This window comes from Pseudopedobacter sp. (assembly GCF_040392825.1).
Lineage (GTDB): Bacteria > Bacteroidota > Bacteroidia > Sphingobacteriales > Sphingobacteriaceae > Pseudopedobacter.
Genome location: NZ_JBEBVH010000122.1, coordinates 1 through 11,152, shown reverse-complemented (window position 1 = coordinate 11,152; position 11,152 = coordinate 1). Strand labels below are relative to the sequence as shown.

Sequence of the window (11,152 nt, the reverse complement as noted above, 5' to 3'; positions counted from 1 at the left end):
AAGGAAGAGCCGAAAGATCAATCCCCGATCCCGCTACGGAGAGCGCAGCGGCCTTGCTCTCGTGAAAAGACTCCAGATGCTCCGTAGAGAGCTGGTCTATCTTCGCAAAGGCCAGCACACTGCTCAGCAATGGGAAAAACAAGGCCAGCATGGCTCCGCCCATCAATACTTTCTGGATGATGTTGAACCTAGGGCTAAAGACATAAGGCAGCACAAAGCCTGCTACCATAAACAGCAGGACATGCGGACGCAAAAAGTAGGCGATAGCCACAGCGACCAGCATACCCACAAAACGCTTGCCCAAGGCCAGCAACGAATACATAAATAGGCATACAGCAAAAAATAAAAGTGTGTCTTTGCCGATCCCCACCGACCAGAAGTGCATATTGGGCAGCAAAAAAACAAGGGGATAAACCGGGATACCATATACTTTCGCTCCCCGTAGCACCCGAAGATCGGGTATAAATGACTTAACAGTCGCCAATATAAGCACAAAGCCCCACATGCCCAAAAAGGAATACAACAGCATTCCAGTAGTAAAGGAAAGGGCAAATATACTCGCAAAAATATAATTGATCAGATACATGATTTCTGTTGGCCGAGGGTTCATCTCCACCATTAGCCAAAGTTCCTCAAAACTCAATTCCTTCGGCACCATCCAATAAGCCTTTGCATCCCCTCCATTAAAAAGTATAGGGGTTGCAACAAAACAAATCAACGTATGAAATACAAATATTAAGGAAATAAGCTTTTTCTCCCCTACATTGAAAGCATAGAGGTTCTTGACACTATATGCCATCATCAAAAATATGAGGGAGAATACGATATCCAATAATATACTCATAGCCTGATACTATTATTCAGTAAGCACTGATATTTTCGACTTGTAAGAAAGATGTTTCAATGCATATTCTCTTGTTCCTTTATATTGCTCGTTCAATTTATCATAGTTTAAAACACACATTTCCAATTTACGGTAAAGATCCATTTTATCTGAAGCCACAAAACTAACCGAAAGCTTATCATCTTTATTAATTTCATCCACACTGTCAAACCGGCTGTTTACAACAATTCGGTTAGCGATCAACGAATCTAAATACTTCAAATGAATAATCAAATTAGAGAACTCATTATACCGATCCGGACACACCAATATTCTTGCCAGAGATTGATACGTTACCAATTGTGTATAAGGTACCGAATCGATCAAAATGACACTGTCCGAAATACATTTCTCTATAACCATAGCTCTAACCTTCTTTTTCAAAGGCCCATCTCCTATCAAAACAAGCTTCAGATTCTGATATTTTTGGGACAATTGTTGAAATATCTCTACGAGATCGTCGACACCAGATGCTGGCTTATAGCCACCAGCAAACAGAAAGACAAAATCATTTGGCTCCAACTGAAGACTATGCAACAACGCCTCTCTCTGTTTTTCATCCACTACCATTTGACCAGCATCGACCGATAGCAGATTGGGCAAAACATAATTTTTGGCTTTCTGCATGTTATACTTATTTTCAAAAAACCTTTTCATCGCTTCACTGCTGTAGATTATACCATCGGCATACTCAAATACCTTTTTATCCAATCTTTCAGACAGTATATACTTGAAGTGATAAATTACCTTACGGACTATTGATGTGGTATTCTTTCGCAGATAATCAAATTCTATGGTAGACACACCATGAATGTCGTTGACATAATGATTGATGATTCCACTTTTTTTTAAAATATAACCAATAGAATTGTCCAAGTATTCGAAAAAGAATAGCTTACTATTATTTTGGTCAATCTTTACGAAGATGTCCTCGAGCCGTCTAAAGAGCTTCGGAAAAATCCTTATTAATATTGAGACAGGAAAGAGAGCCAACAAACCTTGTAAGAGAGCTTTCTTCTCAAAATATACACCAATGAATATATGCCGGATAGATGGGTGAAATTGATCGTGACTTTTGGCATTCGAAATCAGAATAACTTGTTTGCCAGTCTCTGCCAAAGCGTTAAGGGCGCCATATATCCGGATAGATCCACCGCCTACCTTATTAAAATCCCGTAACGTAAAAAATATATAGTTCATCCTGATATTCTTACCTTTATTTATAGTTTTAAGCACACTTAGGGAGTTATGCTCTTTGGAAATCCACTCTCAAAAATCGTATCCTTAACTACTTTTATAAAATACTTTTCAAAAATTTTGTAATAAAAAAAGCCTACTAGAACACAAATCACCACTACTATGAAGATATAAAACATATAAACGATTAAACTTTCTGTCTGCGGAAGATATCGTTCTATAAAAGCATGTAGTGGGCCATGTATCAAATAGAGAGAATAAGAAGAGTTTCCGATTAACATCAAAAAATTGTTATGCTTCAACTTGACATTTCGATAAACGATCGAATAGTAAATCAAGAAAAATGAGAACAGTGAAAATACAGAATTTATGAAAAATGGGTAAGGCGACAAAGACAAATACATCGCCAAAACAAAACTACAAAAAAACAAGAGAGAGAGAAGAATGATTATCCCTCTATTCAGTACAATATTAGTGACAACGAGTAGTGACAGTACATAACCTAACACAAATTCAAGATTGTACCATGAAAAGAACAGTTCGAGAATAGGTGATGTAAACTGAAGCCCTGCTGAATTAACACCAATAATCAAAAGTACCCAAAAGGTTAAAAAAATATTCCACACTCTTTTATTGATTAAACAGAGTGAATAAATCAGGTAAAAAAACATTTCAAAACTCAGTGTCCAAGCAACAGCAAGAGCAGGGGAACCGTGTGGAATAAGAGTAAAAGATGTCAGCAAACTTATATTGCGGGGATTTTGCGATAAAGACGGTAATAACAAATACAAAAAGTAAAGCCCGACTCCAACGGGCAAATAGGGCACATAAATACGAATTATCCTGTTCTTTACGAATTTGGCGACATTATTCTCCGTCTTATATGCGTTGGAATAGTTTATAACAAACCCCGACAGTATAAAAAAGAAATCAACACCATATTTTCCCAAAGAGGCAAAGAAATCTATCCATGAATAGTGAAAATTCTGAAAATACCCTAAAGAAGGTACTACATGGTGAACAACAACCATTAAGGCCGCTATTCCTCTATAAACCTGAATAATATCGAGTTGTTTCTTCATCTATTTACTCAAAATATTTGTGTATATAGCCGTTTATAATCTTCGACCCCTTTATCCACAGAGAAGTACTTCTCTGCTAAAGTTCGACACTTAATCGCAGTATCCCTGTTTCGTAACGAGCCCATGATGTTCACAAAATCATACTCCTCCAGACGATCAAAATCCAAAATCCTGCCTGTACCATAGGCCTCAATGTAATATTCATGGTCTCCTACATTACCATTGGTCAGCACCGGGATACCCGAGGCAAACAATTCGCCCAACTTTGTCGCTGCGGAAGCTCTTTTAGAAAAAAAAGGGTGGATATAAAACAAAGCAACTTCAAACTCTGCCAGCCGCCGGGGCATATCCGCAAAACTCACTTTCTCTAAATGTACTTTTTCGTCCGGAATACCAAACACTTGGAGTCTGTCCTTTATAAATTCGTGTTGCCCCCCATTGAAAATGGTGAAATGATAGTCAACCTGTTTTCCAATCGCTTGCAGAGCCAGGAGTGTCTTGTCAAAATCATACCATCCTACAGCAGTTCCCACATAGCCGATTTTTACCGGATCGGTATACTCCCGTTCTATAAAGTGGAATCTGTTCAGATCCACACAAGTCGGTATGACGGTAATCGGAGCAATCTTATCGCCGCCCTCGAATAGCTCATTGTTTTCAATCGTTCTCTTTCCTTCATGAGACAACTTATTCACCCCTGCTGCATGCTTATACAATAGCTTTTCGATCCGTTTAAAAATCTTGAAAACCAAACTCCCCCTCTTTACAGACCCCACGTCTGCCCGTTCGTCAAAAGCAAAACCTCGGGTATCAAAAAGATAAGAAAGCCCCAATAAATAAGCAACCATAGCAGGGAAATAACTCCGGCAATGGGCATATTTGATCCTGTACTGCCGTGCTACTGACCTGGTCTCCAACAATAACCTGAAAAAATTGAATAGTTTTCCGACTTTATCCGTCTTATAGGCTACAGGATACCAAAAGATGTTTTTACTCTTTAATTCCTTATCCAGATCAGCCATCTTTTCCTTATCCGAAAAGTCTTCCGGTTTTTCTAATGAAACCAGATGATACTCGTAATCAGCTGATAACTTATAAAGGTAGCTTAATACTTGCGAAGCTCCCAAAGCTTCGTTCATACCGTTGTAGCTGATATACAAGATCCTATTTTTCATCTACCATCCATTTTTGAAACCATATCTGGAATACCAAAAGATACCATACTTTTGTAGCGTTTATATTATTCTTTTCTACTTTAAAATCATTTATCATCTGTTTTAAAGCAGGAACATTAAAAATCCCCTGCTTATGAAGGAAATTCTCTGAAAAATATTCATCCAATAAAGGTACGAGATCTTTTCGAAGCCATTTTTTTATAGGGGCAGCAAACCCCATTTTGGGACGCTCCATGACTTCTTTTGGTACAAAATCATGTACAATGTCCTTTAAAATATATTTTTTTTGAGAACCATTAATTTTATAAGAATCAGGAAGCCCTGCAGCAAATTCAATGAGTCGATGATCCAAAAGAGGTTCTCTTCCTTCCAAGCTAAATCTCATGGTTGCCCGATCAACCTTGACCAATATATCATCCAACAAGTAAGATGTATAGTCCATGGCCATCATCGACTTCAAATCATCTTTTATGGAAAAGATCTTTTCATCAATATTTTGTGTATAATCATCTAAATTATTCAAGAATAAATCATCGATTTCATCTCTCGAATATGGATTATTCAATACTCTCGAAAGTGTTATAGGATTAGGATATTTCAATAAAGAAATAATTCTTTCCGCCTTTAGCCTATCCTGCACCACACTATTAATCAAAAACGAATAAGGCAGAGGGATGTTTTTGAGTATCCGAAATCTTTTTAACATCCTAAGTTTATCATATCTATTATATCCACCGAAAACCTCATCTCCTCCATCTGCGGACAGCGCGACAGATACACTCTGTCGTGCTATTTTACTGACTAACATAGTGGGTATGGCACTCGAATCACCAAAAGGCTCATCATAATAATAAGGCAAACCTTCAAACAAAGCCAACATATCACTCTCATGGATATAATGCTCGGTATGATCTGTTCCCAACCTATTGGCAATCTCCCGTGCGAATTTAGCCTCATTGATCTTCTCATCTTCTACACCAATCGTAAAAGTTTTTATTCTATCCGTTCTATTTGTTTGAATAATAGAGGTAACTAATGTACTATCATATCCCCCACTTAAAAAAACACCCACTGGTACATCCGCTACCAGACGATAGTTGCAGGCCGATTCTAGAATTCGCAATGTTTTGCTTTTAGCTTCTTCATAAGAGATGTCTAAGTTATCTTTGAGATAAAAGCTTGTAACATCCCAATATCTCTCCGCAACACTTTGCTTTCCAATGATACTGTATTTACAAATAGTGCCGGGAAATTGTTTAGAAACTCCTTTATAGATTGAAAACGGAGTAGGAATATGGCCTAATTGCAAATAAGTCTTTATCGCACTCAAATCGATTTTTTTCACAAACATTGGATGCTGAAGAAAGGACTTGATCTCGGATGCCCACATGATTATACCATCATCTTTATAGACATGCAGTGGTTTTACCCCGGGCCTGTCTCTTACAGTAAACACTTCTTGGGTTTTTCTGTTAAACAGCAAGAAAGCAAACATACCAATGAATTTGTTTATTGATTTTGTATGCCACTCCTCAAAACTTTGCAGGATGACCTCGGTATCGGAATTGGTATCAAATACATGTCCTAACTTAATCAGTTCAGATCTTATCTCTCGAAAGTTATATATCTCTCCATTAAACACAATAACCCAATCCTTGTAAAACATGGGTTGATTCGCAGTAGAATGCAGGTCAATAATGCTCAGTCGTCTATGACCAAGACCTATTTGAAAATCACTTTGTTCTTCAAAAAAATAATTTCCAGCATCCGGTCCCCTATGTTGGATCACATCACACATTTTTACAAGAACCGCCTGGGAAGATTTCTTCCTATAATCTATAAAACCTACAAAACCGCACATAATCGTTTTCTAATTTATCTATATTCTTAATTAGCACAGGTTCTTAAATAGGATAAATATTTTTCGCCAACCACATCCACAGAAAAATCTTTTGCCCTATTTATTAAAACATCTTCTTCTAATGGATTTTTAAGAACTTCGCTGATGCCATCTGCCAACAACTCACAATCATTAACAGGAATCATTTTACCATATTTACCATTATCCAATATATAACCCGGTCCTCCTTGACAGGAAGTGCTGACAATAGAAGTCCCCACTGAAAGAGCCTCTACCAACACATTTCCAAACCCCTCATAATCAGAACTTAACACAAATAGATTTGCATTTTTTAAATAAGGATACGGATTTTTAATAAATCCTAACAAATGTACTTTCTGCTCAAGCCCCAAGTCAGAAATTTGTTTTGTTAAATTGATTCGTTCTGGTCCTTCACCTAAAATAACCAACTGGTATTTCTGATTTTCTTCTTTTTGCCGGAATATGGAAAACGCATTAATCAGACATTCAAAATTCTTTTCTTTTTTGAGATTACCAACCGCAACAATAAAATTATCATTAACCTCTTTTTCCATTTTTTCTTTTGCCAAATTTAGTGCATCAGCATTGTAAACAGGATTAGGAAGCACTTTAATTTCTTTCTTCACACCACATTTTTCTTTTAAAGAATCGGCTGTGTCGGGCGAATTTGCAATTATACCATCTGCATTCTTATAAGCACGAGACAAATGCTTAACAAAAAACCTCTCTATTTTAGTACTTGTAGTAACAATAAAAGCTTGCCTTAAAATAATAGCCGTTTTTGAAAATGTTACTTTTTTAGCTGTACTTCCAATCAAAATAGCTTCGGTTAAGGTACACATAAAAACTTTAGGCTTATGTCGCCATAAAAAATAGGCTACTTGTATTATTCCATAAATATAATATACAAAAAAATTTGCAGGCTTATTGATATAATAAACTTCAACCTCTTTGTTGAGGCTATTAAAATAAATACCTTGTTTAGATGTGAGCAACCATACTTTGTGTTTATGCTCTGCAAAATAATTTGCCAAGTTTACAAACACTTTCTCGGCTCCTCCACCTAAAAGTGTAGGAACGAACAAAGCAATCGATTCTTTATTATCTTTCATTTTTTAAAAATGATTTCATTTTTTTATCCACAACCTCCTCTACTCGTTCTCTATATGGTTTAGTAAAGTCTATATCACGTTCGGAAGTATAATTTTGTAGCATTGTTTCTTTAAAATTATCAAATGAGCCTATAATCTTCGCTGGAGTTCCTACAACCACCGAATTCTCTACAGAATTCTTTCAAATAAATATTCTTCATATATTCTCATTAATTTGAACATAAAATTATTCTTGAATAATTCTTTCAAAGAAAAATTTTGCAAAATCTGGGTCAATACTATTTTTAACAATTAGTTCAGAAATTGATCTTAAATATTCCTTTTTATATTTTGACTCAAATTTTGTTTTTTCAACATAACCATAGTATTGACTTTCTTCTTCATAATGTAGAAACTGTTCCTTATCTAATGTTCTAATAACTTTTGCAGGATTTCCTCCAATAATGCAATATCCTTCTTTAAAGCTTTTAGTAACCACAGCTCCTGCGGCTACAATCGTTCTTTTTCCTAATATTACTCCCGGCAATACTATAGCTCCGGTTCCTATCCAACAGTAGTCATCAATTATCACACTTTTTAGAGATGCCTTTCTTTGATCATAAGTTTCATGATTTACACTCATAACTGCTGCATTGGGGCCTATTTGAATATAATTGCCAAAATAAATCCCTCCATAGCCTTGTATATAGCATCGTGGTCTTGTTCCAATTAAACTATTTTTACCTACAAAAATATTTTCAGGATATTTAATTTCAGATGATTTATCTACAACCCAATAAGGTTGTTTTTGAAAAAGCTTATAATTTAAAAAAGATAAAAAATTGGCATGTGGAATGGCTCTTTTTAAATTATAGTAATATAAAAAGAAAGGCACGGCCAAAACTATTTTTTTTAAAATTTTTTTCATTTTCTTTTCAATATTGGTTTTAATATTGACATAAAATCAAATCCAATTATTCTATAAACAACAAAAAGCACTATTAATAGATACAAAACACCCGCTACTATCGCTTCTGAATATATATTGATATTAAATTCGGATAATAACAGTTTGATAATAAGCATAGCCAATCCGCAACCTGCAACAAGAATAAGTTGCATTTTTACCGGAAACAAATCAACTATTCTAATTTTGAATGCTTTTGCTATATAACGAGCCATAAAAAATATCATTCCTAACCAAACAATTACTGAAACTACTGCAACTGCATAGGGCGAATTAAACACTAATACAGCAAGATATTCAAGTGTTATAATTGCAAATGCCGTAAACATAAAAACTTTTGAGCAATATTTAGTTGCACCCAAAGCTAACAATAACGGCATAAATGCAATAATTTGAAAGAAAGAAAGAAATGTTCTAAATTTAAAATATATAGAAGAATCAGAATAGCTTTCTCCATACAAAGTAATTACCATAGCATCTGCATAAACGAATAAAAAGACAAGCAAGGGATATATTAATAGGATTGTTTTTTTCAATGCACTGTCCCAAACTCTCTTAACTTCATCCGATAATATTCCATCTTTATTTATTTCACCGCTAAAAACAGGTAAAAGAACTGTTGCCGTAGATGCCACAAGCATACTAACAAGTGGAAACTCAAAAAAACCATTGGAAAAAGTTGCAAACTCTATCGAACCAAAATACCTGCTAATAAAAAACTGGTCCGATGAATTTATAATCCAAGCCCATATACTTACATAAAATAAAGGCAGAGCAAATTGGTAAATTTTCTTATATGAAACTTGAGACTTAACTTGAACTACCCCTTTTACGAGATTATATTTAATAAGCAATGCAACAACAAAACTAATAAATGAAGCAATAACAAATCCTTGAATAGCAACTAAATACCCCAAATCAAAAACAATGACCGGTAAAACAGTACAAATCAACATAAATGACCTTGATAATATTGTGTACATTGTCATTATGTGGCTTTTCTTTAATGCAGAAAGTATGTTTTCAATTCCTAATGTTGGCAACATAAAAAATGGCACCAAAGAAAAGTATTTTAGAGCAGTATCTAACTTTTCATTTTTAAGCAAATCAGCAAATAATCCTGACCCAAAGTACAAGAGTAACGAAAAAAAAACGCCAATTATCAATAAGATAAATGAGATTTTATTGATAATATCTTTAATCTGATTTTCATTTACTTTAGGGATAAAATAACCATAGGCTTTAGGTAACCCCATAGAAAATATGACTAATAAAGTACCATAGATATAAATTACTTGTCTATAAGCACCATAATCCTCTTTTGAAAGATAACGACTTAATATCGCAACACTAATAATAGAAAATCCAAAAGTAATTAAATTACCTATTGAAAGCCAAAATGTCTGTGAAGTATTACTGTTATTGTTACCTATCATAATTTATTAATATTTACATCTTTTTAGTATAACGTCTTTTTAAGAAAATTTCATCTTTTTTCTTTAAGTCAATATATTCTTTTTCGTCCCTTAAACCAATAACCTTACAAGGATTTCCTACAACAATACTATATTTTTCAATTTTTCCACTCACGACTGTCCCTGCACCAACAATACAGCCCTCTCCAATTTCTACTCCCGGTACAATAATTACCTGACCTCCAATCCACACATTTTCTCCAATAATGACTTTTTTCTTGATATATTCTTCATCATAAGGAATTGCTTTGGCATTTTTAAACTTATGATTTGCACTATATATTGTTACTTCCGGACCTAATATAGTACCTCTTCCAATAACAACACCTCCATTTGCGTGTATTTTAGCTCCCTCACCAATATGTACATAATCTTCAATCTTCAAATTTTCAGGATACGCAACACCAATATTATAGCATAAACTTACAGTATTATTGGTTTTCAATAATTTTCTTAATCTATTTCTTTTAATTTCTTTGTTGAAATTAAATAAAAAACTAATCAATTTTTTCATTTTTTTACTAATTATTATTACAATTGTTCGTTAATCTTGTGCTATTTCATCACCTTCCAATATCCACCTTTTGCGGGGCCGACACGTTCTATTAGCTTTTTTGTTTTTAGCGTATTCATATGCTTCTGAATGGAAGACTGTGCTATTCCTATTATTTCCGACAGCTCTTTTCTTGAAATAGAGTTATTATCTTTTATAGCATTCAGTATTTTATTTACCTTTCTGACACCACCTGATCCAGTCCGGGTTCGTAAACCGGTAATTTTTGCAAATCAATATCATTCCAAGTTACGAGACGATCCCGATTGAGATCCACCACCACTTGCACATATGGATTTTTCTGAGCGACGACAGACATACTAGCCCCTCCTACATAGCCCGCCACGATACATGCTATTTTTTGTATATTCATATTGTTATACCCGCTTTCTGCTTATTGATTAACTGGTTAGTCCTCAATACAAAATCGTAATCCGTCAATCCAAAGTATTTGCTTTTCTGCCTCCTGCAAAATACTAAAAAAGATTAGCGAAAAAACCAAAGTCACAGCCTACTATCCACCGCATCTCACAACCAAAAACACAGATTGCTTCTTCGCTTCGTCCATCGCAATGACGTGTTTTGCTATCACCAAGTCTCCCCCAGTCACCCTTTCACCCCGCGTCTCGTCACCCCGCAACCCGTTTCAGATACTCCCCATACCCGCTCTTGCACAAGGGTTCCGCAATATCCAACAACTGCCTCCTGTCAATATACCCCATCCGGTAAGCCACCTCTTCGATCGCGCCGATCTTCATCCCCTGCCGCTCTTCGATGACCTGTACAAACTGGCCTGCCTGCATAAGGGAGCCAAACGTGCCTGTATCCAGCCAGGCCGTCCCCCGAT

General features: G+C 35.4%; 11 protein-coding genes and 1 pseudogene. All 12 read right to left on the bottom strand.

Annotated features, from left to right (window positions below; genetic code table 11):
* Positions 1 to 844 (bottom strand): hypothetical protein (locus tag ABWO41_RS10075; protein WP_353137282.1); only part of this gene is annotated, 844 nt, incomplete at its 3' end.
* Positions 845 to 856: 12 nt separating this feature from the next.
* Positions 857 to 2,083, bottom strand: a complete 1,227-nt coding sequence (locus ABWO41_RS10070) for a glycosyltransferase family 4 protein (RefSeq protein WP_353137280.1) — start codon at positions 2,081 to 2,083, stop codon at positions 857 to 859.
* Between the two features lie 38 nt (positions 2,084 to 2,121).
* Positions 2,122 to 3,162 carry an acyltransferase family protein gene (locus tag ABWO41_RS10065; RefSeq protein ID WP_353137278.1) on the bottom strand — a complete coding sequence of 347 codons (1,041 nt, stop codon included), beginning with the start codon at positions 3,160 to 3,162 and terminating at the stop codon, positions 2,122 to 2,124.
* 8 nt (positions 3,163 to 3,170) lie between these two features.
* Entirely contained in the window at positions 3,171 to 4,337 is a 1,167-nt protein-coding gene (locus ABWO41_RS10060; protein ID WP_353137276.1) for a glycosyltransferase family protein, read from the bottom strand.
* Positions 4,327 to 6,198, bottom strand: coding sequence for an asparagine synthase (glutamine-hydrolyzing) (gene asnB / locus ABWO41_RS10055; protein ID WP_353137274.1), 1,872 nt, complete (start codon positions 6,196 to 6,198; stop codon positions 4,327 to 4,329). Before asnB ends, ABWO41_RS10060 begins: the two co-directional genes overlap by 11 nt.
* A gap of 26 nt (positions 6,199 to 6,224) precedes the next feature.
* Positions 6,225 to 7,331: a glycosyltransferase gene (locus tag ABWO41_RS10050; RefSeq protein ID WP_353137272.1), complete on the bottom strand. Its 1,107-nt coding sequence runs from the start codon at positions 7,329 to 7,331 to the stop codon at positions 6,225 to 6,227.
* A gap of 226 nt (positions 7,332 to 7,557) precedes the next feature.
* Positions 7,558 to 8,238, bottom strand: coding sequence for an acyltransferase (locus tag ABWO41_RS10045; RefSeq protein ID WP_353137270.1), 681 nt, complete (start codon positions 8,236 to 8,238; stop codon positions 7,558 to 7,560).
* A complete protein-coding gene (locus ABWO41_RS10040) occupies positions 8,235 to 9,713 on the bottom strand; it encodes an oligosaccharide flippase family protein (RefSeq protein ID WP_353137268.1) in 1,479 nt (492 codons plus the stop codon). Before ABWO41_RS10040 ends, ABWO41_RS10045 begins: the two co-directional genes overlap by 4 nt.
* Positions 9,714 to 9,726: 13 nt before the next feature.
* Positions 9,727 to 10,266 (bottom strand): acyltransferase, encoded by a 540-nt coding sequence (locus tag ABWO41_RS10035; RefSeq protein ID WP_353137266.1) that lies wholly within the window; start codon positions 10,264 to 10,266, stop codon positions 9,727 to 9,729.
* A gap of 41 nt (positions 10,267 to 10,307) precedes the next feature.
* Positions 10,308 to 10,472: a winged helix-turn-helix transcriptional regulator gene (locus ABWO41_RS10030; protein WP_353137284.1), complete on the bottom strand. Its 165-nt coding sequence runs from the start codon at positions 10,470 to 10,472 to the stop codon at positions 10,308 to 10,310.
* 8 nt (positions 10,473 to 10,480) lie between these two features.
* Positions 10,481 to 10,678, bottom strand: coding sequence for a hypothetical protein (locus tag ABWO41_RS10025; RefSeq protein ID WP_353137264.1), 198 nt, complete (start codon positions 10,676 to 10,678; stop codon positions 10,481 to 10,483).
* A 256-nt stretch (positions 10,679 to 10,934) separates the two neighbouring features.
* Positions 10,935 to 11,152, bottom strand: a pseudogene (locus tag ABWO41_RS10020) (glucose-1-phosphate thymidylyltransferase); the annotation flags it as partial.